We start from the raw sequence: 26,042 nt of genomic DNA, 5'->3' as shown, positions 1-26,042 counted from the left end.
GCGTCTGCTGAGTTCGTTAGATTTCACTTTAGTCACCTACATTTGCAGTCTAAATAAAATGTTTGAACCATAACAAAAGGGTTCTTGCCAACTCTGTATTCACAGACTGGCAGGAACCCTTTTTTATATTTGTTGTTCTCGATTTAGCTTCAACCGTTTATTCCACGTCACACATGACAACGTTGCTACCTTGAGCTGTAATTAGTTCCTTCACATCTTCAAATTCAAGGAATACCGTTGCCGTATTTTCCATGGGATGAATTCCAATTTTCTGACCAACTAAATCCTTGTCAAAAACTACGGTCACGTTTTTCTGAATATTATTGAGAACCCCCATAGGGTTGACGTGCCCTTTTTCCAATCCGAGTAACTCCAACAAATCCTTTTCACTGGCAAAACTTAATTTGCGGCTAGGTATCTTTTCACTTAAACTTCTCAAATCAACTGACTTCGTTCCAGCAATCGTCACCAGATAATAGTTGCGCTTCTTGTCATCACGCAGAAACAGATTTTTAACGATACGTTCTGTATGCGGAATCTGATAAGAAAATATTTCCTCCATCGTGTATACTGCGGGATGTTCAATACTTTCGTAAACGATATTATTGCGATCTAAAAGATCATAGAAACCCTGTTTGTTTAACATATCAAATTCATCTCTTTCAATATAAATATTCTTCTATAATATGACTTCTTCTGTAATATTACTTCAAACGCTGAAGGATCAGCCGTTTTTTGTACAGCATTTTGCCTGCTTCGGCTACATCACGGATCGTATTTTTGTTGCTCACTGAACCAAACAACATGCCGGCAATCGGCACGAGTTGGAACAGTTTCTTCCAACCAAAGGATTCACTGTAGGAGTTAAAAACTTCCCGCCACCCCTGCATCTGCGATACCACTTCAATAGGCTTGTCCGGATCATCGTAAGCTGCCAGTTCTTCAATGATCGCTTTCTTGCCTACAATATCGGCGGAAGAGAACTGCAGACATTTAACAATAAAAATACGCTCCAGCGGTTCATCGGGATCATAGCCGTAACATAGTGCCATCTCCTGCAGTACCTTCAGAGAAAGCCCCATCACCATCGGAATATCTGCTGCAATGGTTACAATGCCACCAAACCCTGTAGCTGCTCCTTGAGCCGCGGCAAACTTCGTTCGACTCTCGGTAATGTTATCAGCCACCTGATCCAGCACTTTAAGTGGCAGATTCTCTACACTATGAATCTTGGTTGTCCCCTCAGCTTCAGCATCCTGTTCCAGACGATAGGTTGTGTCCGACATGGAATAACCGGATTTCTCGGCTTCCTCTTGCAACAGCTTGGCTACTTTTTTCTTCTGTACGAGGAACTTGCCCCCATTCTGTACATACTGACCGACGTCATTCAGGGAATCTCCGATCTTCTGTTTTAACGCTTTCGGCATCACTTTATCCAACATCGCAAAGGGCAACCGCCCGATTTTATCCCATATAAACAAGTCCTTCTGTTGTTTTTCCCATTTCAAAATCTGTTCAAGTTCGTGGTCCAATGTTTCGCGTGAATCCATATGTGATCCTCCTAATAGGTTGTGTATCGTAATCTGTATCTTTCTCATACGCAGAAATCATCGTTGTGGTTGCTTTGTTTTATATCCAAGACATCTACATTCAGACCGTTCTAACTTATCGTTCACATACAGAAGAGCCCTTAATCAGCATCACTCGCTAACTAAGGGCTCTCGTATTCAAGGTTTCACTACATCTTATTTTGCTTCTGCTACTGCTTTGCCATCTGGAGCCGGAACACCGAAATCAGGTGTGCCATCTTCACGCCAATGAATCACTTGAGCACGGGCGTGACGGTTCGGATCATACAAGGGATCACCCTCGATATCTTTGTAATTACGCGCGTGATAGATCAGAATATCGGTCTTACCATCCGGTGACACCGTAAAACTGTTATGGCCCGGGCCGTATTGGCCGTTCGCTTCACAAGTCTGGAATACCGGCTTGGGTGATTTCACCCAGCTGGCCGGATCAAGCAAGTTGGCATTTTCATCTGCGGTGAGCAGGCCCATACAATAATTGTAATCGGTCGCGCTCGCCGAGTACCCAATGAATAACCGTCCATTACGATGCATCACCGCTGCACCTTCATTAACTTTAAAACCGATGATTTCCCAGTCATACTCCGGTGTAGAAATCATGACCTGTTCGCCGCGTAGCGTCCACGGGTTTTCCATTTCGGAAATGTACAGGTTCGAGTTGCCCACAATATCGGGATCTTTCTGCGCCCACACCAGATAGCGGATTCCCTTATGTTCAAAGGTCGTTGCATCCAGCGCGAATGATTCCCACCGGGTGTAAATCTGCCCTTTTTCTACCCACTCTCCTTCGAGTGGATTCGCGGAATCGTTCTCCAGAACATACATACGGTGATCGAACAGTCCATCGTTGGTCTCACTCGTGTGAGCCGCAGCATAATGTATGTACCATTTGCCATCGATAAAATGAATCTCCGGTGCCCAGATGTTGGCACTCATTGGCCCTGTGTCACGCTTGGTCCAAGCCGTTACCGGCTCAGCATTTCTCAACTCTTCCAACGTCTCTGCTCGCCGGATCTCAATCCGGTCAAAGGCTGGTACGGAAGCGGAGAAGTAATAGTAACCGTCTGTATGACGGTACACCCACGGATCAGCGCGCTGCTCCAGAATGGGATTAGTAAAAGTAATGGAATCAGTCATGGGAATGCTCCCCTTTCAAATGTTGTTTGGCTCGAAGTTGGGGAATGTAACCCAATTGCGAAAAAGCGAAAACCCTTTTGGGGTGGCGCACAGCGGACGTTCGGGGGTGGTAGGGCCTTGGTGCTCTCTTGTCCTCCGATTTCTCTTTCCACCGCTCTTGGCGGTTGAAATCGGATGCCAAACTCGCTCCTGCGGCTCCTTCCTCCCCCTCACTGCTTGTGCACCTTCGGAGCGGCAGCTCGCTCTCACCGCGCTCGCTGGGTTACAACCTCACTTCGAGCCATTGTGTGGCTCGGTCTTATGGGGTCGACCGCTTTGCTTGGTCACAACTCTCCCCATGTAATGCAGGGCTGGCCGCAGAGCTATTGGCCAGCTTTGTCATGCACAGCGGACGTTCGGGGGTGGCAGGGCCTTGGTGCTCTCTTGTCCTCCGATTTCTTTTTTCACCGCTCCTGGCGGTTGAAATCGGATGCCAAACTCACTCCTGCGGCTCCTTCCTCCCCCTCACTGCTTGTGCACCCTCGGAGCGGCAGCTCGCTCTCACCGCGCTCGCTGGGCGTCCCCTTACTCCTCCGCTGCGCTAATCTGCTTGCCCCAGACCGCGATGCCGCGGTCATTGAGACCTGTCACCACCAGCGCGGGCTGGCTTCGCTCCCAGTCCCAGGACGGGAGCAGCTTCAACTCTTCCGTGGAAGCTCCGCCCCATGGGCTTTCTTTCCACTTCAGTGTCAGTGTTTGTTTGTCATCAAAGGTCCAGGTCCCTGAACCTTTTTCACTTTTAATTTTACCGTTGCTTGTTAGGGTATAAGGCACGGCTTGAATCTGCCCGTCTACGGACGGATCAAGCGCCATGCCTTCCCACTCCCCGGCAATCATGGATTTCGGAATGTCCTGTGCTGTCTCACCGGCGTAACGTTCAGGTGAAACCACGGGCCAGCCGTCCTTGGTCCATAACATTTTACGTACATGCAGATATGGCCAGTTTTTATCCGTCTCACCCCGTGCATGATGCACGATGTAATAATCGTCTCCGTCCTTCAACACGGAGTTATGTCCAGGCGCAACCCAGCCCTCGCCTTCTGTGAAACGATAACCGCCGAGAATTTTGGTGCCGATCTCATATTGCGGCAGATGCTCCGTATCTAGCATGTTATTGCCGTTTATGTCCGTGTACGGTCCTGTGATTGAATCAGCACGCGCAACCCGCACGTTATAATCTTCAAATAAGGAGTCATATGAGACAAACAGATAATACTTTTTGAACTCCGGGTTATACACAATGTATGGACCTTCCACTGCGCCCTCTTCAGTTGCACGATCCCGAGCAGCAATGCGAGTACCGTAACCCTCGTCCTTGAATTTCCCGGTGTCGGGATCAAGTGGCGCAATGTAGATGCCGTCAAAGAATGAACCATATACCATCCACGAATTGCCCTCGGCATCCACGATGGGATTGGCATCAATGGCATTTAATTTGTCCTGTTCATTCGCAGAAGTTTTCACAACCAGTCCTTCATCTGTCCAAGGACCTTCGGGAGATGAGGATGTCTGAAGACCAATAGCCGACTGGGTACTGCCAAAAGAAGAAGCCGAATAATACATCCGATAGGTGTCACCAGCCTGAATCACATCCGGTGCCCACAGATTGACTGCACCTGTCCAATCCAGCGCTTCTTGCGGAATACCGGGCAGAGCCTGACCAACCCATGTCCAGTTAATCAGATCATCCGATTTTCGTGCCATGACGCCGGGTTTCGCTTCTCCTGCTACACGAACGTCTGTGGAATAGACGTAGTATCCCTGATCGGTTTTGATAATGGCCGGATCATGCGCATTGTTCACCGTCCAACGGGATTCATCATCCAGTATGGATGTGTCATACAGCTGAGTATCTTGAGGAGCTTCAGGAAAGACCGGACGGGACACCGTTTCTCCTGCTCCTTCTCCGGAACAACCAGTAGCTCCAACAATCAACAATAACAACAAGGAAGCAACCACTCCTTTTCCTGAATTCGACCACCGTCGGAATTTCTTCCGCTGGTTCATCCCTTGACTCCCGAAATGGCAACTGATTCAATAATCTGTTTCTGGAAGATCAGGAAGATGATTAATACAGGTAACAGAGCCACAATCGACGCCGCCATAATAAGTGGGTAATCGGTTTGAATTGCATACGTGGCATTAAAGTTTGCTATAACGAGCTGTAACGTCTGCTTCTCCGGTGAATTCAGATAAATAATCGGTGCCAGATAATCGTTCCAGATACCCATGAACCAGAGAATCAGCTGTGCAGCAATCGCCGGTTTGATGAGCGGAAACGTAATACTGGAGTACAACCGGAAGTAGGAACTTCCATCGATTTTGGCCGCCTCAATAATTGCATCTGGCACACTAAGCAGGTATTGGCGCAGGAAGAAGATCATAATTACGTTACCGAACAGTCCTGGAACGATCAGTGGCAACAGCGTATCCACCCAGCCCAGCTTTGCAAACATGATGAATTGTGGGATCATGACTGTTGGATAAGGAATCATCATGGATGCCAGCAACGCGAGAAACAGTTTGTTTTTGTGCGGGAATCTTAATTTGGCAAAGGCAAAGGCAGCGATACTGGACGTAAACGTACCCACCACCGTTACACTCACCGCAACGATGAGGCTGTTTTTGATCCCGCTGAGCAGCGGGCCTGCTTCCCAGATTTCTTTATACTTTCCAAATTGGAATACTTCAGGTATCCATACAGGCGGAAGCGCGAACACATCCTGCTTCTCCTTCAATGACGTGGACAACATCCAGATCAGTGGTGCAATCATCGCAATCGCCCCAATCGCAAGTACGATAAAGATGATAGAGTTTGTTAATTTCCTCTTTTGACTGTAAGACATCTCCGGTTCACTCCTTTCCTTGACAATCAATCCCCATCATAGGCTGATTTTTCGTTCATTTTGAATTGCACCAGGGTAATGACAAAAATGAAAATACCCAGAATCATGGCCATCGCTGAGGCATAACCCATCTGCAAGTTACTGAAGGCTTTCTGCCAGATGTAGAAAACGATCGATGCCGAAGAATATTCAGGACCACCCGTAGGTGTCATAATGTTCATCTCGGTGAAGATCTGGGAACCGCCAATGATATTTGTAACAATGAGGAAAAAGGTAACCGGCTTCACCATAGGCCAGGTGATATTGCGGAAGATTTGGAACCCGTTCGCTCCATCCAGCTCAGCCGCTTCGTAGTATGTACGTGATACACTTTGCAGTGCCGCCAAGTACAATAACATCGTGTATCCAAGACCCTTCCACACCGTCATAATAATCAGAGCCGGTTTGACCGTGTCTTTGTTCGCGAGCCAGTTAGGCCCTTTGATCCCAAACAGGTCAAGGAACTGGTTCACCAGACCATAATCTCCGTTGTACGCCCAGTTCCACATAATGGACACCGCAGCGAGGGAAGAAATGACCGGAATGTAATAGATTACTCGGAATGTCGTTGTGCCGGGAATTTTACGATTCAGACCCATGGCCAGCAATAATGCGAGCAACAAACCAATCGGGATACCGAGCATCAGGAAAAATGTATTAAACATCGCTTTGTAGAAGAGGTCATCCGTGAGCAAATCCTTGAAGTTGGCCAAACCGATAAAGTTCATCTGTCCCAGCCCGTCCCAATCCGTAAAGGAACCATAAAGGGAGTAGAGGAACGGGAACATGACAAAGATCAGCAATCCAAGAATCGGAGGTAAAATAAACAGATATCCGTACAGCATCTCTTTGCGATACAAACTCGATTTCGTAATCACGGCGTTCACCCCTGTTTCTAGTATCAGCATGTGGCATTCTTCGATTGAGCCTTGCCGATCAACGAATGCCACATGCCCGTATGGAATCCAATAAGTTCCAATACGAATGATGCCAGCAGCATGATTGCAGGCTGCCGGCATCACCCTTTCCTATCTACTATTTCTGAGATTTCTTTTCTTGTTCAACCGCTTTGTCGAGCAGTTTTTGCATTTTCGGCTGTTGCTGCTTCACATAGTCTGCGGCTGTAATCTTGCCATCCAATACCGGCTGGATGTCCGTGAAGAACAGGTCATACCATTCCGCATTGTACGTGTAGTTACCTGGCAGTGCCCGGCCGTAATCCTCAACGATATCAATGAATTCCTGTTTGTTGGTTGGTTTCGTGGATGTATCTTTAGCCCACTCGTCTGCCATATCAAGCAAGTTTGGAATCTGTACCTTGGCATCTACCAGTTGCTGCATGCCTTCCTTCGAAGCCGTAAGGTAGTTCACCAATGCAGCAGCTTCTTCCGGATGTTTTGTCTTCGCCGATACTCCGATTCCCAGAGATCCGATCCACGTTGCCGATTTGCCAGTTGATCCCGCAGGGAATGGCAGCAAATCATAATCGAAAGGTAATTTCTCAAATGTACTCATATCCCATGGGCCTACAGGGAAGAAAGCCATTTCACCTTTCATCCAGCGTTGATACGTATCCAATGTTTGCGCTTCCTCAATGGAAGGTGTAATTTTGTATACGTTCTGCATATCCGCGAAGAATTGCAAGGCTTCAGCGAATTTCGGATCATCAATCGTTACCTTTGTTTTGGTCTCATCCAACCAATCCCCACCGTTGCTCCATACAAAGGATTGCAGGGCCCACTGTACGTTGAATCCAGTACCGTATACATCCGGTTTACCGTCCCCATTGGTATCCTTGGTCGCTTGCTGGTTCACCTTGATGAACTCTTCCCATGTGTATGGTTTATCCTTGTCAGGGAGTGGGATGCCCTCTTTTTCAAACAACGTTTTGTTGTAGCCCAGTGCAAATGGCCCCAGATCCTTCGGCATACCGTAGATATCGCCCTGTCCTGCCATTTTTCCATCATAACGATACAGGTCCACGCCGTATTTCCAGATATTATCGAGATCCACATCCGGATTGTTTTCAATATACGAAGTGAGGTTCATCAGCACATTGCTGTTCACATACGCTTTCACGTCGCCCGGATTGATATAAAATACGTCAGGCAAGCTGTTGCCTGTAATTGCCGCTCTCAGCTTGGTTGCATATTGATCCGCAGCCGTTACGATAATTTTGACTTTCACACCCGGATGATCTTCTTCGAATTTCTTGACCACCGCTTGATATGCTTTCTGCTCGTCTGTACCGCCGCGGAACATAAACGTTAACTCCTTGTCCCCACTTGCACCGCTGCTTCCTCCGCAACCTGCGAGTACCAGCGCACTTACCAGCATAAGAAGCATAAATGTGACCCAACTCTTTTTCTTTACCATCTGAACCCCTCCTGATCTGGACTTGTAACCGTATTCAATTGGATGAAATAAGATTTCTGTTGTTAAATTTATCAAATCCAGATCACTTTAGTCAACACTTTTATAAAACATTTTATATTTATATAAAATAAATCAGTATTTCGGCCAGCCACTCGAGTCCCAAAGCAAGTCATTAATCAGCAATTTCGGATTGCCATTATCCTCTGCATCATAGGCATGTCTTGCGATGACATTGCCGTTGTACACGTCCTGACCACCTGGACCTTTCCATTTCACATTGCCTGTATCCAATATCGTTCCGCCACCATTCAGCATATTAACTCCGTTTTTGTCCACATAAGGGCCTGTAATACTGGTCGAACGTCCATAGACCATTTTGTAAGTACTGTTCACCCCTTGGCAGCAAGAATCGATGGAAGCAAACAGGTAATAATAACCGCCACGATATACAATACTTGGTCCTTCAATAGCACCTCCGTTATTCGGGCGCGCAGCAATGGAAGTTATACTTCCCGTCGGTTTCATCGTATTTTTGTCCAGCTTGACAATCTTCAGACCGCTCCAGAAAGATCCAAAGGCCAGCCATGGATTGCCTGAAGCATCAATGACCAGATTTGGATCAATGGCATTATAATTATTGGCGGTCGTGGTTTGAAGCACCAATCCTTCGTCCTTCCATTGCCCTGCTCCAATGCTGTTCGCAGAAGCAAGACCAATCGCAGACCGATTGGAGCCAAAGGTGGAGATCGAATAATAGAGCCATACTTTTCCGTTATACTGCTCTACGTCCGGTGCCCATACATCCAATCCGCTTTGTCCCGGAACGGCAGAAGCCCACCAGGATGGCTTACTTAAGAAGATTTGTGGAACACGATACCAAGACGATCCATTATCGGATTTCAATACTTGAATGCCCGGGCCGGTTGAAAAGGTATACCAGGAACTGCCCTCTTTGATAATCGACGGATCATGAACAGCGGTATCTCCGGTCAGATTCCAGAACGCCGCCAAAGCTTTTGACTGACCTGCCAGCAGTAATACCATCACAAGTAATGCTGGTAGCGCCAACCGTTTCCACTTAAACCTCTTCACATTGCTTAACTTTTCCAAACCAAACTCCACCTTTCCTGTTCAAATGGTTAATTAGGTTCATGAAGTATTGAATCAATTTAGGTATAATAGGATTATAAAAGCGGTTACATTACATTTCAATGGTATATTTCAAATATATGTGAACTGATTAACACTTATTTTAACCGGAATAGTGGACAAAATATAGATTATATTTTCGTATTTGCGCTATATACAAGGGTTTTGGCTTCTATTTCTCCACCCTTCCCTTCCATGAGGGAATGATTTATAATTATCTGAAATAAAACATATAAATGTGCAAATGTCTGTGTCGAAGACTTTGTTCAGAACGGGGAAAGGAAATCCACCTATGATTTATATTAAAGATCTGATGTCGGGTGTGAATATCTTCAAAGCGCTCAGTTCGGAAATCCGGATTCAGATCATCGAGCTGCTGGCCAAGAACCAAAGCCTTAATCTCAATGATCTCGCAACCAAGCTGGGACTGAGCAATGGTGCCATCACAATGCATATCAAGAAGCTTGAAGAGAGCGGATTGATCGAGATCAACACCGCCGTTGGCAAACATGGAATTCAGAAGATATGTTATCTCAATGAGGAAAAATTGATGGTTGATCTGCGTTCACAGGAGATTAACAATCGTTATGAGGTGGAAATTCAGGTCGGTCATTACAGCGATTATCAGGCTGCACCTACATGTGGTCTCGCTACCCGGGACAGCATTGTTGGAGAGTTCGATGATCCGCGGTACTTTGCTGATCCACTGCGAATTGATGCGGAGATGATCTGGCTGGCTGAAGGTTATCTCGAGTATCGGATTCCCAACTATCTCAAACCTAATCAGTCCTTTAGCGAAATTCAGCTGTCGATGGAACTGGGTTCGGAGGCACCTGGCTTTTGTGACAATTACCCTTCGGATATTTACTTCTATGTCAACGGTATTGAGATTGGCTGCTGGACAAGTCCGGGAGATTTTGGCAATACACGCGGTACCTTCAACCCGGAATGGTGGCCTCCCCACTTGAACCAGTACGGCATGCTGAAGCTGATCCGGATTACACAGGAAGGCAGCTATATCGATGGATGCCGCATCTCGGACGTAACGCTGGACCAGATTGGGCTGGATTACAAAAGCGATATTCATTTCCGCATTGCGGTTACGGACGAACCTTTGAACAAACGGGGCTTAACGATCTTTGGTAAAAACTTTGGTAACTATGGACAGAATCTGCTCGCTCGGGTTCTCTATAACGTGCAAGAGGAATAGTGCCCACGCTGGCTATTCACTCGATATTAATTAAGTTCGACCGATCTGCTAACGTAACTGTTCAACACAACAACAATCATGTGTCTTAGAAAGGGTGCTATCCAGCACTCTTTTTTTGTTTCCTCTCACCGAAGAACTTGTCCAATCATGTTGGAACAAAGCATACTGAATGATATGACTTCTATAGCCCCTCTGTAATCCTCCATGTTGTTTACCCTGGCGTGATATAATAATGGCCTGTGATGACAAAATGGAATAACGGGCGGGGATACCTTTTGAAATTGGAGCGATTAATCTCAATCATATACAAATTGCTGAACCACGAAGTATTGTCTGCTTCCACCTTGGCGGAAGAGTTTCAGGTGTCCCCAAGAACGATCTATCGGGATATTGATGTAATCTGTGCCGCCGGCTTCCCGGTTGTCTCCCATCAGGGACTCAAAGGCGGCTACGGCATGATGGACGGATACAAGATGGATAAAAGTTTGCTCGGTTCTTATGATGTGGATTCCCTGATAACTGTCCTGAGCAGTCTATCTACAGTATTCGAAGATGCACGTGCACAAGGCACGATTGAACGTCTGCAAACGATTGGACCTGAGCATCAAACCTCAAGTCTATCGGTGGATCTGGAGACTCGCCGAACAGAACCTGATGCCCTTCCTCATCTGCGTAAATGTATTACGGATCATCAGGTTGTCCGTTTTGACTACATCAACACGAAAAATGAACATACACCCCGCCATTTGGAACCGGTAAGACTTCATTTTAAATATCGTAATTGGTATGTATATGGATTTTGCCAGACACGGCAGGATTATCGCGAGTTCCGACTGTCCCGGATGATGAACGTGCAACTGACATCGGAACACTTCCAACCCCATCTTGTTCTTCCCAAAGAGACGGTTGTCTCAGATCCGTCATGGCAAGGTCAGGTAAGTGATGTGGTATTTCGGGTGAACCCGGAAGCGCTCGCGGAAGCCATGGATCATTTTCAACAGGCAGATAAGCAATTTCACGAGGATGGAAGTATGATGATGCGTATCCCAGTTCATCAACCGTTACAAGCCAAGTGGTTATGGTCGTTTCTACTTAGTTTGGGTAGTGGCGCTGAGGTGCTTGAACCGATTGAATTAAGAGACATTCTGAAAGAACAACTTCGAAACGCACTTAAGCTCTATGAAGAAGTATGACACGCTGTTGTCATACTTCTTTTTTTATAATCATCTCAGTAAGTTCATCCAATCCATCGCCAAATTAAAGGAGACGATCATCAATGAATCATCCGGAACAAATGTATAACTACCACACATGGGCCAACAAAACCATCCTGGGCAGAATCAAGGAACTGCCCCCTTCTGTCCTGAGTCAGGAAGTGAACAGTTCATATCCAACCCTTGCTCACGCACTCAGCCATATCTATACAGTGGATAAAATGTGGTATCTGGTGTTAACGGGCACCGGGATGCCCGAGGCACTGCAAGCATGCATACCACTCAATAGTGAAATTCACGGTTCTGTGGATGAGTACATCCAATGTTTTACCGACCTGTCGGCACAATACAGTGATTGGTTACGAGGCCAAGCTGATCTGGAGCAAACCATTCTGCTCAATAATCCATTTGCCGGCGTTCGCGAAACCAGCTTATCGGATATAGTAATCCATGTGGTTAACCACGGAACCTATCATCGAGGCAATGTTTCTACCATGCTGCGTCAATTGGGGCATGCCTCCACCATGAATGATTATTCACTCTTTTGGTATCAAGAACCGGCTCAAGTATAGTTGACAATCGGATGGAAAATGTACATTGTATACCCGTGACGTCGAGGGATGAATTGAGAAATTGGTTGCAGACGCATGGAAAAGTTGAGAAATCTTGCTGGGTAATGATAAGCATAAAACCCGTGCCAAATACCCTGCTGTATTTGGACGTGGTTGAGGAGTCGCTGTGCTTTGGATGGATCGATGGAGTCAAAAAGAAAATATCCGAGACTCAATTAGCACAGAGATTATCTCCTAGGAGTAAACGTAGCTCATGGACTGAATTGAACAAGGAACGTGTCCGTCGTCTTGAGAAGTTAGGCTTCATGCATGACGAAGGTAGAAAGGTTCTTCCTGTTATGGAGCCGAGTGCTTTCATTATTGATGGTGTGATCGAACAAAGGCTGAAAGAAGATCATCAGGTTTATGCAAATTTCATGGCCTTTCCCACCCTGTATCAAAACGTTCGGATCGATACGATCCAAAGTGTTAAGAATCAGCCAGCATTATTCCAGAGCAAATTGGATAAGTTCATAACCAACACCAAAGAGAATAAAATGTACGGTCAGTGGCATGACAACGGACGGCTATTGGACTATTAAAAGGCAAGAAAATACGAAAGCAGGACCTCCTCGTAGGATGGTCCTGCTTTTTTTTAATTTATACGTTGACGAATCTGGCCCAGACTTTCTGTTCACCTCTCCCCGCTCACACATCATATTCATTCGGGTGTTAATTATTCTGCCTGTATGTTTTGGGAGACTTGCCAAAGGCTTTCTTAAACTGGCGGGTGAAATAATTACTGTCGTTAAACCCGCATTCATACGAAATTTCCGTAATGGACAGGTTCCCGTTTTTCAACAAATGACATGCCTTCTCCAGACGCAACTTTTGCAGATAAGAGATCGGGGTCATCTGATAATAGGATCGAAAAATCCGGTTCAGATGCCTTATTGAGATATTCGACTTCCCCGCAATGTCCTCCAGCGACAATGGCTCCAGATAATGATCTTCAATATATGAAATGGCATTTGCCAGATGCATCAGATTATTACCTTCGATCCCTTTCTCCTGCGTATCATATTGCCTCGACAAATAAACAACCATCTCCGTAAGACGTGAGATCAACATCGTCTGATACCCTTGCTGTTTACTCTGATACTCCTCAATCATGAACGATATCAGCGATTCTACATACTCCAGACTGGAAATGGATAACGCCAATTTACTCGGAAAGGAGTGAATATTACGATAAAACGGTTCCAAAACAAACAGCGCCTGGAAGCCGTTAGATTTTCTCAGATCAGGCCCAGCCGAAGCAAGCATTTCGGGACTGAACATAATGTTACAGATTCTAAAATCATGAGGGTCTTTATATGCGTGATGGGTGTCCCCATTAATCACAAATGCATTCCCTTTTTTAATAAAAAATTCCTCGGTGTTCACCACATGGGTTGCATGACCACTCAGAACAATGACAAGTTCCGTAAAGTCCACATGATTATGAAGCTCCATGTCTTGGTCGTGTCCACCATACTGAATGAAAAATGGAAACTGTTGATCCGAAGTAAACCATCTCAAATATGCATTACTCAAAAGCATTCCCCTCCGCAACCATGTTGGGTTGAATGTCTATATCATGCTATTCGAGGACCGAAAAATCAAGGTTGGGAATGATTAAAGACGATATAATTCCCCTAGTAGCAAGGATACATTTCATACGTTCACGTTCAGACTCATACTAAACTCTCGAAATGAATAGGAGCATAAATGATGAAATATACCAATCCGGTGATTCCCGGGTTTTATCCAGATCCGAGTATCTGCCGTGTAGATGAAGACTATTATCTGGTAACCAGTACCTTTGAATATTTCCCTGGTGTGCCTATCTTCCACAGCAAAGACCTTGTGAACTGGCGACAGATCGGCCATGTCCTCACAACAACTGAGCAACTCCCTTTAGCGAACGCAGGCAGCTCTGGCGGTATTTTTGCCCCAACACTCCGGTACCATGATGGCTGGTTCTACATGACAACAACCAATGTCAGCGGCGGCGGAAATTTTTATGTACGTAGTGCCCTGCCCGAGGGACCATGGTCTGCTCCGATTTTTGTTGATCAGGGCGGCATTGATCCCTCTTTTCTCTTCGATGAAGATGGACATGTGTATTTTCAAACGGCCTGTAACGGCGATGAAGGCGAGGGCATCTATCAATGCGAGATAGACATCACGACCGGAACGAGACTGACGGATAGCCGACTAATCTGGACTGGAACCGGAGGAGCAGCCCCCGAAGCTCCCCACATGTATAAAATAAACGACCTCTACTATCTGATGATCGCCGAAGGTGGAACCGAGTATGGTCATATGGAAACCATTGCTCGGAGCACAGAGCCATACGGACCATTTGATCCGTGTCCTCATAATCCGATTCTGTCCAATCGGAGTATGAAATCCAGCATCCACGCGACCGGTCATGCAGACCTTGTCCAGATCCAGGATGGAAGCTGGTGGGCTGTATCTCTTGGCATTCGTCCAGCTGGTTACCCCATGCGGCACCATCTGGGACGTGAAACGTTCCTGGCACCTGTCACTTGGACGGACACCGGTTGGCCGGTGATCGGTGTGGACGGACATATTGAGCAGGAGATGACTGGGCCTTTGTTGGCTGAGCACCCTTGGTCGCCTCAGGCTATTCGGGATGATTTTGACGAACCATCATTAGGCATGAACTGGATCTTCTTACGTAACCCGGCGCCGGGTAGTTGGACGCTCACTGAAAATCCCGGGCAGCTCATCCTTCGTGGTCATTCGGTTTCACTCGATAATGGACAAAATCCTGCCTTTGTCGGGCGTCGATTGAGCCATTTCTTATGCAATATGGCCACCGAACTGTGTTATGAGCCAATTGCCAGCGGTGAGGAAGCTGGATTAACCTTATTTATGAATGATAAATATCATTACGATTTGGCTGTAACACAGGTCGATGGGCAGAAGAAAATCGTATTGCGGCGAACTGTCGGCTCTCTGCGAACCGAACAGGTGCTTAACTGTGACAAGGGGCCGGTTGTATTACAAATCAAGGCTGACCGTAATCACTTCACGTTCCTCTACCAGCAAGGTTCATCCGATGCCATCGAAGTGGGTTCAGGAGAAACACATCTGTTATCTACCGAAGTGGCAAGTGGTTTCACAGGTGTGATGATCGCCATGTACGCTTATGCTCCATCGGGGGAGTGTACGCCTGCAAGTTACAATTGGTTTGACTATGAACCTCTGGAAGAATAATCGTTTAACTCCTATATTCAGTAATAGAAAATATAATATATGATCAGCTAGAATTATCCCCTTAAAGTAGTCACTCTTCGAAAAGCCTTGTGCGGTAGCATAAGGAAATGAGTGAACTTTGAGGGGATTTTGCTATAGCTATATCTTTCTTACGGATTGCACTGGAATTTATAAAAGAACCATTGCTTTATTAGAGAAGTTCTCCTAGTATTTTTAGAAGGAACACCCCAGCCGCTCCTATCACGGCAATACCTTCACTGCCCATATGAGAGCGCTATCGCTGCAGCACGAAAGAAAAACGGGAGGTTGCAGATATGAAATGGAATCACTTCAAGTCCAAGCTTCTGTTTAAGTACACACTATCCTATATCTCCATTTTCCTTATCCCTCTTGTTATTTTAACTATCATTATTTATCACAACGCTGTGGACACGCTCCGTTCAGAGATTGAGCAGACCAATGTCAATCAGCTCACTCAAGCCAAAACGGTCATTGATGATCGCATGAAGGAACTACAAGACATCGCTTTTCGCATCGCCTACGATGAGCAGTTAACGCGGTATTGGACCCACCATCCGTACTATAGCCGGGAATCAATCAGCGCATTGGTCAAATACAAAGCCACCAGTTCCATTATCGATGAGCTATTCCTGTTCTTCCGCGGAGATGATAACATCTATTCTTCTCAAGGTTCTGAGAACCTGGATGTATTCACTGGCCGCTACAAATTTACTACGTGGAACAAAACAGACATGATCCGGGATCTGAATAACGTACAGTCCCCCACGATACGTCCAGCGGAGCAAGTCGTCCAAGGAACCAGAATACCCAATTCCATGCTGGCCTACCTTGTACCGATTGCACCTAACAATACGCCCGCCCATGGAACCGTCATGTACTTGATTCACGAGTCCAATCTGACGGGCTTAATTGATTCCATCCTCAGCGACTATCACGGGATGACTTATATTTTCGATAATTACGGGCAAGTACTGGCAGCCAATTACAAGGGAGAAATCATATCCGAACAGGAAGTCAACGCTCTGTTTGCTCTTGAACCCGGGACGCACAGCATCTCCTTAAATCAAGAACCACATTCGGTTGTATCCGTTAAATCGGATGCGGGTTGGACTTATGTGACCGCTATGCCCAGCAACCAATTTTTTAGCCGAATCGTTCATATTCGCACCTTTGTTGTTCTCGTTTTCTCCTTCATGGTGGTGATGGGCACGTTCCTCGCCATTATGTTGGCCCGAAGACAGTACCATCCGATTTCAGACTTAATGGAGTTCATTCGGTTGAAGAATGATCCTGATCCATCCTCAACCACCAACGAGCTGGAATGGATTAAGAAAACACTGCATGATTATAGTCAGCGCGTAGATCTTCAGGAGCCCTATGCTCGCAATCATATTTTGCTCATGTTGCTGAAGCACGGTCACACCGGAGATTTCCCCTCTGAGTTTACGGATAAGCTTGGCATACGCTTTAACCGATCCCATTATTTTGTCATGATCATGGGCTGGGAAATGCATGCTTTTCCTATCGGTGATAACCCCGAGCAACCTACTGTCATGCAGCTGATGAACGATGTGGAGTTGCCGGATTTGTCTGCATATGCTTACGGCGTAGAGCTGCCACAGGCAGACCAATTGGCCCTTATCGTGGGATTCGATGCCGAAATTGGGCATGAAGGTAGCCTGAATACCCGTATGGGGCCTATTGTTGAGAAACTGCAATGGATGGTGACAGAACACACCGGAGTCGCGCCCGCAATCGGGATAGGCAATCGGTACACTTATCCGAAGCAGCTGAATCAGTCCTACATTGAGGCCTCGACCGCTCTGGAAGCATCGATGCTGCATGGACAGGGCAGCAGTACATACTTTAACAACCTTTCTGGTTCCGGTGTACAGGATTCTTCCTTCTGGGTCCCTAAGGATGTGTTATTAAAGCTGGTTCAGAGCTTAAAACAAGGCAGCTATGATGTGGCGGTTCAGATGGTATCAACTGCGTTGAATACCCTGAAATCCGAAATGCCGTCTGTACCGTTGCTGCGTTGCATCTGCTTTGATATTCTGAATACAATGCTCAAAACCGCTTCGGAGCTTGGAATCCATCATGTGGTTGATCAACTTCCAAGGATCACTTCCTATGACTCGTTGGAGGATTTGGAGAAAAAACTGACAGGCCTTGCCGCCGAAATCTGCGCCCATGTCGAGGCGAAGAGTGAGACGGAAGAAAGCTCTCTTATGGATGAAATCGTGGCTTATATCGATGCCAATTTCTCTGATTATGATCTCAGTTTAGGTACGATTTCATCGAAATTCACGATCTCTTCATCCTATTTCAGTCGTTCTTTTAAAGAAAAGATCGGCATGAACTTTACCCAATATATCTGGCAGAAACGGATGGATGAGGTCATCCGACTACTGCTGCATACTACCGATCCGTTAAAAGATATCATCACGCGTGTCGGTTACCTGGATACACCAAACTTCATCCGCAAATTCAAGAAAGAGACGGGTTATACCCCAGGACAATACCGTAAAATGCACCGTCCTAACGGCTCCGCCGATTCCCCGGATGATGATGACGAGGAATGTATTGGATAAATGGAGATGGAGATATCGTCTCTGTGATGGTTACATCTCAGAACAGTAAACAATGTATATGAGAGCGAATAACCGTGCCTGATTCATTAGACCAAAACAACGCAAACAAAGGGCCGTCCTATACGTCATGCTCATGACGTATAGGATGGCCCCTTCGTATGTTTTTAGTCTGTAGACATAATCTGATTCGTCGCGACCAGCGAACTTATCCGATTTTCCCAGCCGAAAGATCCTTCAGCCCTTGATGCACCGCACCCAGCAAACGGTGAGTCGGATCACAGCCGTACTCCCAGAACATGATCCCGGCCAGACCTCGATCCTTTACGTAATTACATTTGCATTGGATCGATTCTTCATCATCATAAGATATAAGGCTGGACCCATTAAACAAAAACGGTGCACAGGCTTCTTCATCCCAATAACGGGTGTACCCATCCTTGTTAATGTACTTCGCTTCCAGCTCGGCAAATGATGGTCCATATCCGCCTGTACTACCGGCCATTTGATGAAGCCCGTGGTTTCGGTCAGGAACCTCATTCCAGATCCGTGAATAGAAGGCGGAACCGATCACAATCTTCTCCTTCGGAACGCCTGCGCGAACAAACAGGTTCACGGAAGCATCCGTACTGATTCGAAACAGATCTCCTGTTGGCGTGTACAGATTCGTATGATGTCCGGTCAGAACCTGAAAACCGCCGCGCATATCATAGGTCATCAACTGCACGTAGTCCAGATATTGCTGCACCTCAGCCATCTCTGTACCATCTACATAGTATTGATCAGCCCCTGCCGCAATGGTGAGCAGATAATGACGGCCATCCTCTTCTCCCTTGACACTCAGTGCCTCCCGGATTGTCTTGAGAAGTAAGGTGAAATTCCGTTTATCATCAGGGCTGGATGCGATACCAGCTTCACCGTAACAAGGATATTCCCAGTCCAGATCGATCCCGTCAAAAGGATATTCCTCCAGCACCCGGACCGCCGATGCAGCCATGCTGTCCCTCCCCGCCTGGGTTGAGGCGGCTTCGGAAAAACCGCCTGCGCTCCATCCGCCTACAGACAGCAGCACTGTAAGATTCGGATGTTCCCGCTTGATGTGCTGGATCACATGGCCGTTTTTTAAATGCTCGGTGGTGATTGCATCATTTTTGACATGTCCGAAGGCTATGTTCAGATGTGTTAACTTTGACATATCCTCATGTGCCATATCGGGGAGAACTGAATCCACAGCATAACCCGCAGCAATATATTTGGTCACTCTCTTCACTCCGATCCGTTCGATGATTGATATATCGCAGCAGCAATCTGCAAGGCTTCCTTCCCGGTACCAATCTTGTACCCGGAAGCCATATAACGGATTTTGTGCTGAGTATCCAGCACAAACAGATGTGGATAACCTGCTTCATGAGCCGCAGGCTTCGAATTGAAGCCGGACAAGGAAGCATAACTGGAATCTCGTACAAAAACCGTGCGTACAGGCAGTTTTGGATAACCAACAGGGTCAAAAGAAGCGTTCCATTCCATATCTCCAATCATGAGTACGATTGGTATACCCAGCTTATCCAGCGGCTCTGCCAGCTCGCACAGTTCACGAATCAAATGTTTGGTCGGTTCCCGCTCCGGTTCAATCCAGGCAGCAATAGCACCCTCCGATCCCAGAAGTTCCTCCAGTTCTACCTCTGAACCATCCAGACGGGTCAGTATACTTCCTGGTGCCAGTTTACCCAGTACAGGTATATCAACCTCGGTCTCGCGATAAGCCAATACAACCTCAGTGGTATCTCCGGCGTTCACGGTAAAGTAAACGAATCGTACTTTTGCCGTTCCATCGTTCAGCCTAACGCCTGTCGTTAAGCGATAAGCTCCTGCCTCAACCTCATATGGCTCGCTATAGACATCCGTACTGCCATAAGGATAAATCAACGTCTTGTAGACGCCATCTTCCAGACGGGCAAACGTAAAGTTCTCGAAATAAGATGCTTCAGGTGTATCCAGCGGAACTTTTATATCCCTGTGAAGTTGGAGCATCCCCCAGCTTGTGCTCTCCTGAGTTAGAGGTGAGGTGAGACTAAACACTGCATCCTCCCAGCCTCTATCACTTAGATACTGTGGTTTCTGTGCGCTCGGATGTAATCGGGCCGGAATACCCAAACTGCGACATACAGCCACAAACAAAATATCCAGCGACTGAGAGTCTCCCTTCATTAGACTAAACGTCCCTATCGGATTCCCTTTACCTTTTAGATTAGGAAGATCTTCATAGTATTCGTATTCCTGTTCCAGCATTGGGGCAAGCGTCGCAGGATTTTCCCTGAACGTCACTACCTCCTCTGCCGAAAAGGCATTCTGGAATACACCTCGATAAGGGACCAGCATCTCATAGGAGATCCGCGGACACAGGATGTATCTCACAAACGTATCTTCCGCCCATGATCCTTGCTGCGGGAGTGCACCAATCAGATGATCGTCCAGCGTCTGGCGAAAAGTATCAATTAAATCTTTTTCATTCATCGACTCCAGCAAAAGGAGCGGCCACTCACCGTATGAATTGGAACGTTCCTCTAGGAAAGCTGCAATTTCACGACTGTTCCCCCTTGCTTTGTCGAGAATAGCCCATACACGTACCGAGGGCAGTCCAACCCCTTTAGCCAGCGAGACCGCTTCCTCCTCACACAGGAATGTGTCCTCATACTCGCTCCGTGTCTGCGCTCCTTCCTCCAGACGACGATTATGAATCTCAATCTTCTCTTCCGGTAATGCAACCACGACCTCTCCCTCCCTTTCCGGAGGAGGAAGCATATCGAAATCAACGACCCCTGCCGGCTGCTCTGACGAGTCCAATACAAGCTCTACATGGTCGCTTCCCTGAGCCTTGAATAGGACCTCACTCCACTTGCCGCCGCTGATCGCACGAATCAGCAGGTCGCCACAGCCTGTCTTTAAGGTCGCTCCCCCTTTTGCATCCGTCCTCACTTCGGCAATCGGATAGAATTCAGCCGTATTGTACAGCTCAAAACGAACACTCGCTCCGGGTACGGGCTCTCCCTGCTCATTTTTCACCTTCACATAGATGTTGCGTGTGGGCGCATAGTTCTCAAGCAAATTAATTTCCGTAAATCCCTTTTCGGAGAGCGTAATATCCTCTGGTCCGGGATAGTCGGCATAGATCCTCGTATTAATCAGCATGGCCCTGCGGGCTGGCGGGCTGAACCACCCTTGGTTCAGACGGGCTTCAGGCTCGCATGCCCCGATGTAATACCATTGACCATCTGCCCAGGCTTCTACCCAAGCATGGTTACTGTCACAGTGAGCCCAGCGCGGTGTATAGACCTGACGGGCAGGTATGCCGATGCTGCGAAGAGCGGCCACCGCCAGCGTGGATTCTTCGCCGCATCGACCACGAGCATTCCTGATCATCGTCAGCGGTGATATCGTGCGCAGATCGCTGCCAATATAGGTCGCTTTCTCATGACACCAGTAATTGGTTTCCAAAATGGCATCAGCCATGGATAACTCCGCTGTCCGCTCGGCTAATTCGTCATATATCAAGCCGCGAAAATCTTCAATATTTTCTGTATTTATCCGATAGGGTAACACAAAGTGAAGGAACAGATGATCAGGAACACGTTCTCCCCAAGGCACACGTTTGCGGGTGTCCAAAGCCTGGCGCACATGGCTCAAGAACAAGTCCCCGTTATAATCAGCCATGTCGTTTACCGGCATATAGGCATAGACATACTTCAACGCCCATGCCTCTTCTTGCGTTAGCTCCTGCTGAAAAACATGAAACAATTCCGATTTGCGGGCCTCTGCAAAACGTACCTTTTCCTGGAACTTCTGCTCAATTATCTCCAATGACTGTGCATCAAGGGAAAATACCAAGGTTTGGCTGGTCATTGCGTTCTCACTCCTTCCACAGCTTTCCGTCTTCCCGAATACAGATCAAGGCCGTTCCGTCCGAAGACGGCGCAGTAATCTGGAAAAGGCTACGAGTCGTTTCAATTACAGGCTCACAGCTCCACGATTCCTCACCCATAAGCAACTTCATATCTTGGGTAAATTCACCATGCTTTTCATAATAATTACGTTCACGGTAATAAAGCTTGCGAAACTCCCATTTGATTCGTTCGTCTTCAGGCAACTCAAATGACTGATCCGTTCCGTCATCCGAGAATACAACATAACCCCACAACTCTGGATAATGCATGTTGATGATGCCCATAGGTGACCACACCCAGTTGTCCTCCGGATAAGGTTTACCCGTATCTGGATTCAGCACCTTGCGGTACTCACCGTCCTGCACCTCTGTCTGCCACTCCACACGCGAGAAGTTGACACGCCAGAATTCACCCGGCGCAGGTGGACGGTTTCCTTCGGCGCATTCCTTTAGACTGGTCCAGGGAATCGCGACTTCCACGCTCCATTTCCGGTTCTCTGCACCAGGTCTGTTCAGTTCCCCATCGATATATACGGCCGTCTTGAGACCGCTGATATCCCAACCGTTAACCGGAGGCCCACCATCCCGATACGGCTTCACTAATAACAGGTCCCATACCGTATTGAGCGCATTGATCTCGAACTCATAATATTGATGGGAATCCCCGTCAGGATCGATAAAAATCTCAAAGTCATTGTCATAGAAAATAACGGAATCACGCTCGGTCAACGTAGCCCATATCTGATCTTCAATCAGCTCGGCAGCAAAATAGAAATAGTCGTCATCCCACAGCATTTTGACCCGTGTCTGTTTCCCGGGCTTCGGACGAAGATCCCCTTCGATATCAACGAAATCATCTGTCCAAGGGGCCGCATCCCAAAATGGCTTATCCACACGCCCATCTAACACCAGCGGTTCCTGCGCACGCTTGCATATATAATGTTTGGGAGCATACTCAATCCTGGGTTCTGGCACTCCACTCCTGTTCATGTCGCTCTCTCCAATTCGTAAGGGAGGGCATGCATCTACCAGCACACGCCCTCCCCGTAATGGTTAGTTATGGGTGACAACGGCTCCAGAGCCGCCGTACATTTCCAGCTGCTCATCGAATTCGAGCTTAAGAACGGTCACCTGTTCATGCGTGTCCTCCGGGGTCATCTTGATCCACGTTGTCCCCGGGATATTGAACCAAGGCACGCCCCCATGAATCTCATGATTAAGCTCTTTGCCCGAATGCAGCACGGTAATCTTCTTGATCGGATTGCAGAGACCTTTGATGCACACATTCTCTTTTGGATCGTCATACACGAATAGGTACAGCGTCTTTCGATCCTCGGATACGGTGCTTCCCCCCAGATAATAGCGAGGCATAATGCCTTCACCCGTACCAAAGACGGCCTCTTCATGGGTTCGGATCCAAGCTCCCAGTCCAAGCAGAATATCCTCCTGCCTCTGATCGATGGTGCCATCTTCATGCGGACCGATATCCAGTAACATATTACCGCCCATCGAAATGCAGTCACAGAACATTCGAATGATCTGATTTAACGATTTGTATTTATGATCTGTTGGCACATAACCCCATGATGTGTTGATCGTGGTGCAGAATTCCCAGGGTCCCTCCGGTCTTGTAATCGGAATGCCTTGCTCAGGCGTTTTGTAATCCCCATAACCTTGAAGGCGGGAGTTGATGATGATATCCGGGTTAAAAGATTGCAGATAATGCTTGAACTCCGGCAGATTCCACTGTTGGGCGCTCCGTTCCCAGTCCCCATCAAACCATAGCAGATCCACCTTTCCGTAATTTGTTAAAATCTCTCCCAGTTGATGGTTATTAAATTGCAGGAACTTCTGCCACTTTGCCTGATCCTGAACACCGTCCACAGGACTTGAATGCCGGTTGACACTACTGAGATCCTCCGGTACTTTTCCACCTTCATACACGCAAGGATAATCCGGGTGTGACCAATCAATCAGCGAGTAATACATCCCCAGATGAATGCCCTTTTCCCGGATCGCTTGCGCATATTCCTTCACAATGTCACGATTCGCTGGTGTCTGTTTGACAACATTGAGATCGCTATATTGCGTATCCCATAGAGCAACGCCATCATGATGCTTCGTTGTCAATACGGCATACCGGGCACCAGACTTCTCAATCAGGTCCGCCCACTTCTCCGCATTGAATTCCGATGCCGTAAAACCATCCAACTGTTTCATATATTCTTCATAGGATATCCTGCCATTATAGAAGGACCAGGATTCCGCAACCCCGTCCACCGCATAGATGCCATAGTGGATGAATATACCCAGTTTGGCTTCTTCAAACCATTTCTGCATAACGGTTCACACCTCCCCCGAGAATTCTTATATGCAAAAAATTTAATGCAGCTAACATTATTGAAGCTAACTACTGTCTTTCTGCATGGGATGTACCTCGATAGGCTTTATTGCCCGGAATTCCAGCGGTCATATGCCCCCTGATACAGTTCGATGATACGGTCACTGCCCATTTTCTTCATCTGTGCAATGTACTTATCCCAGTTCTCAAGTGGTTCCTGGCCGGTCACAAACTTCGCTTCCATCTGTTTAACGTACGTATCCAGGTCAGACAATAGAGCGGTTGCTTCGCTTTGCTCTTCATTCGTCAAATAAACGTTAGGAAATGGTGCTTTTCCGATAGGTACCAACTTCTCTTGATTTTGCTGGTCAATCCACTCATCAAATTCGGTGCGAAGACCCTTCGCTACATCCGGATCATTAATACCCGGTGTCAAGATACCGAAGTTCGGCGTGATTTTACCCCGGTATTCCTCACGATCACCGCCACCAGGAACGGGAAGCCACTCTTTCACGTGATTTTCCTTGTCTTTGAATTTCCACAGCACACCTTCCGGACCTTGATTAAACAGTGTCGCACCGTCATAGCTGTATAAGTAATCGATCCATCGCATCGTCGCCTCGGGTGACGGGTTGCTGCTGGTAATAGCAAAGGTACCGCGAGCCGACATGCCCGGATGCTTGCCGTATACCGGAGAGTCTGCCACCTCACTCTTCACGGGTGTCATCAGCGGATGATCCGTGCCAGGTTCACCGCCGAGTGTGAAGTATGGATGGTAATCGTTGAACAGTGCAAGTTTGTTGCTTTCACCTTTAGCTTTTTTCTGATCGCCTGTTTGAGAAAAGGTCTCGTGATCCAGCAAGTCTTCCTTCCACAAGCGGTTCATGAATGTAAGATAACCTTTGTAACCTTCTTCTTGATAAGGATAGTGAACCTTACCGTCCTTATCGGAATAGATGCCTTCGTTGTACATTCCCCAGAAGCCGAAGAAAAACATGCGAAGATCATCCAGTTTTACAGAAGTAAGCGGAATTTCATCTTGCTGGCCATTGCCATTAGGATCTTCTTCTTTTACACGCTTGAGATACGTATACAATTCTTCCGTAGTCTTGGGCTCTTCTACGTTAAGTGCCTTCAAGAATTCCCCGTTGTACCACATTGGGCCTCTATACCACACGGCCGCTTTATCAATGAATGGGAGTGCATACATATGCCCATCAGGTGTTGTAAATGATTTACGGACATCCGGGTTCTCATCGAGAATCTTTTTGATATTTGGGGCGTAACCTTCGTCAATGTATTTTTCCAACGGGATCAGGATGCCCTGGCTGCCATAAGTCACCTGTTCGGCTGGCTTGAGGTCCGCAGCATAGAACATATCCGGCAAGTCTCCACTCGCGAAAACCAGATTTTTCTTCGTTTCAAAGCTGTCGATTGGTGAGAGCTGGTATTCCAGCTTGATGCCCGACAGTTTCTCCATTTCTTGCAGCACAGGCATCGTGCTCCAGTCGGCTACGCCCGCATCCTGGGACATGACCTTTAACGTTAGCGTTTTGTCTACAATGGGGAAACCTTCTTTTTTGACCCCCTCTACTTTGGAGGTCGTGCTTCCGTCTTCATTGGTTGAACCACAAGCTGCAAGCAATGTTGCGAATAAGGTGAGACAGAGTGTAATGGATGAAGCCTTGCGAAGCTTTTTCATAACAACAAC

At 47.1% G+C, this 26,042-nt stretch carries 20 protein-coding genes; 6 read left to right on the top strand and 14 right to left on the bottom strand.

The genetic code is table 11. The features are described from left to right. Positions 1-157: 157 nt before the first annotated feature. The 8 genes from MHI12_RS05995 to MHI12_RS05960 form a co-directional block, all read right to left on the bottom strand. A complete protein-coding gene (locus tag MHI12_RS05995) occupies positions 158-646 on the bottom strand; it encodes a YbaK/EbsC family protein (protein WP_341010239.1) in 489 nt (162 codons plus the stop codon). Positions 647-704: 58 nt separating this feature from the next. After that, the gene (locus MHI12_RS05990) at positions 705-1,550 is read right to left on the bottom strand and encodes an EcsC family protein (RefSeq protein ID WP_405171851.1); all 846 of its coding nucleotides are present in this window, start codon (positions 1,548-1,550) and stop codon (positions 705-707) included. A 195-nt stretch (positions 1,551-1,745) separates the two neighbouring features. Beyond that, positions 1,746-2,726: a family 43 glycosylhydrolase gene (locus MHI12_RS05985; RefSeq protein ID WP_405171850.1), complete on the bottom strand. Its 981-nt coding sequence runs from the start codon at positions 2,724-2,726 to the stop codon at positions 1,746-1,748. 564 nt (positions 2,727-3,290) lie between these two features. Then, entirely contained in the window at positions 3,291-4,712 is a 1,422-nt protein-coding gene (locus MHI12_RS05980; protein ID WP_405172943.1) for an arabinan endo-1,5-alpha-L-arabinosidase, read from the bottom strand. Between the two features lie 56 nt (positions 4,713-4,768). Then, positions 4,769-5,611: a carbohydrate ABC transporter permease gene (locus MHI12_RS05975; RefSeq protein ID WP_036611483.1), complete on the bottom strand. Its 843-nt coding sequence runs from the start codon at positions 5,609-5,611 to the stop codon at positions 4,769-4,771. Between the two features lie 26 nt (positions 5,612-5,637). After that, positions 5,638-6,528: a carbohydrate ABC transporter permease gene (locus tag MHI12_RS05970; RefSeq protein WP_036611613.1), complete on the bottom strand. Its 891-nt coding sequence runs from the start codon at positions 6,526-6,528 to the stop codon at positions 5,638-5,640. A gap of 157 nt (positions 6,529-6,685) precedes the next feature. Continuing rightward, positions 6,686-8,026, bottom strand: a complete 1,341-nt coding sequence (locus MHI12_RS05965; protein ID WP_405171849.1) for an ABC transporter substrate-binding protein — start codon at positions 8,024-8,026, stop codon at positions 6,686-6,688. A gap of 132 nt (positions 8,027-8,158) precedes the next feature. Next, the gene (locus tag MHI12_RS05960; RefSeq protein ID WP_051154000.1) at positions 8,159-9,070 is read right to left on the bottom strand and encodes a glycoside hydrolase family 43 protein; all 912 of its coding nucleotides are present in this window, start codon (positions 9,068-9,070) and stop codon (positions 8,159-8,161) included. 397 nt (positions 9,071-9,467) lie between these two features. Here MHI12_RS05960 and MHI12_RS05955 point away from each other — a divergent pair, with 397 nt between their 5' ends. The 4 genes from MHI12_RS05955 (at position 9,468) to MHI12_RS05940 (ending at position 12,752) form a co-directional block, all read left to right on the top strand. Continuing rightward, positions 9,468-10,385, top strand: a complete 918-nt coding sequence (locus MHI12_RS05955) for a transcriptional regulator (RefSeq protein ID WP_036668788.1) — start codon at positions 9,468-9,470, stop codon at positions 10,383-10,385. A 275-nt stretch (positions 10,386-10,660) separates the two neighbouring features. Next, complete coding sequence (locus MHI12_RS05950) at positions 10,661-11,578, top strand: helix-turn-helix transcriptional regulator (protein WP_405171848.1); 918 nt, start codon at positions 10,661-10,663, stop codon at positions 11,576-11,578. 83 nt (positions 11,579-11,661) lie between these two features. After that, a complete protein-coding gene (locus tag MHI12_RS05945) occupies positions 11,662-12,171 on the top strand; it encodes a DinB family protein (RefSeq protein WP_405171847.1) in 510 nt (169 codons plus the stop codon). Between the two features lie 11 nt (positions 12,172-12,182). Further along, entirely contained in the window at positions 12,183-12,752 is a 570-nt protein-coding gene (locus MHI12_RS05940) for a YdeI family protein (RefSeq protein WP_405171846.1), read from the top strand. A gap of 130 nt (positions 12,753-12,882) precedes the next feature. Here MHI12_RS05940 and MHI12_RS05935 read toward each other — a convergent pair whose 3' ends face one another. Then, positions 12,883-13,746 carry a helix-turn-helix domain-containing protein gene (locus MHI12_RS05935; protein WP_405171845.1) on the bottom strand — a complete coding sequence of 288 codons (864 nt, stop codon included), beginning with the start codon at positions 13,744-13,746 and terminating at the stop codon, positions 12,883-12,885. 177 nt (positions 13,747-13,923) lie between these two features. On the opposite strand from MHI12_RS05935, the gene MHI12_RS05930 reads away from it, so the two are divergent. Both MHI12_RS05930 and MHI12_RS05925 read left to right on the top strand, forming a co-directional pair. Continuing rightward, entirely contained in the window at positions 13,924-15,438 is a 1,515-nt protein-coding gene (locus tag MHI12_RS05930) for a glycoside hydrolase family 43 protein (RefSeq protein WP_405172942.1), read from the top strand. A 314-nt stretch (positions 15,439-15,752) separates the two neighbouring features. After that, positions 15,753-18,053: a helix-turn-helix domain-containing protein gene (locus tag MHI12_RS05925; RefSeq protein ID WP_405171844.1), complete on the top strand. Its 2,301-nt coding sequence runs from the start codon at positions 15,753-15,755 to the stop codon at positions 18,051-18,053. Between the two features lie 205 nt (positions 18,054-18,258). Here the strand turns inward: MHI12_RS05925 and MHI12_RS05920 are convergent, their stop codons facing one another. The 5 genes from MHI12_RS05920 to MHI12_RS05900 form a co-directional block, all read right to left on the bottom strand. Further along, positions 18,259-19,311, bottom strand: a complete 1,053-nt coding sequence (locus tag MHI12_RS05920) for a glycoside hydrolase family 18 protein (protein ID WP_405171843.1) — start codon at positions 19,309-19,311, stop codon at positions 18,259-18,261. A gap of 5 nt (positions 19,312-19,316) precedes the next feature. Further along, positions 19,317-21,950, bottom strand: a complete 2,634-nt coding sequence (locus tag MHI12_RS05915) for a transglutaminase domain-containing protein (protein ID WP_405171842.1) — start codon at positions 21,948-21,950, stop codon at positions 19,317-19,319. A 7-nt stretch (positions 21,951-21,957) separates the two neighbouring features. After that, a complete protein-coding gene (locus tag MHI12_RS05910) occupies positions 21,958-22,980 on the bottom strand; it encodes a carbohydrate-binding family 9-like protein (RefSeq protein ID WP_405171841.1) in 1,023 nt (340 codons plus the stop codon). A 63-nt stretch (positions 22,981-23,043) separates the two neighbouring features. Continuing rightward, positions 23,044-24,330 (bottom strand): alpha-L-fucosidase, encoded by a 1,287-nt coding sequence (locus MHI12_RS05905; protein ID WP_405171840.1) that lies wholly within the window; start codon positions 24,328-24,330, stop codon positions 23,044-23,046. A 107-nt stretch (positions 24,331-24,437) separates the two neighbouring features. After that, complete coding sequence (locus MHI12_RS05900; protein ID WP_405171839.1) at positions 24,438-26,033, bottom strand: extracellular solute-binding protein; 1,596 nt, start codon at positions 26,031-26,033, stop codon at positions 24,438-24,440. Positions 26,034-26,042: the final 9 nt, after the last annotated feature.

This window comes from Paenibacillus sp. FSL H8-0280 (assembly GCF_045040665.1).
In the GTDB taxonomy this organism is placed as follows: domain Bacteria; phylum Bacillota; class Bacilli; order Paenibacillales; family Paenibacillaceae; genus Paenibacillus; species Paenibacillus xylanexedens_A.
This window is presented reverse-complemented; position numbering and strand designations above follow the sequence as displayed.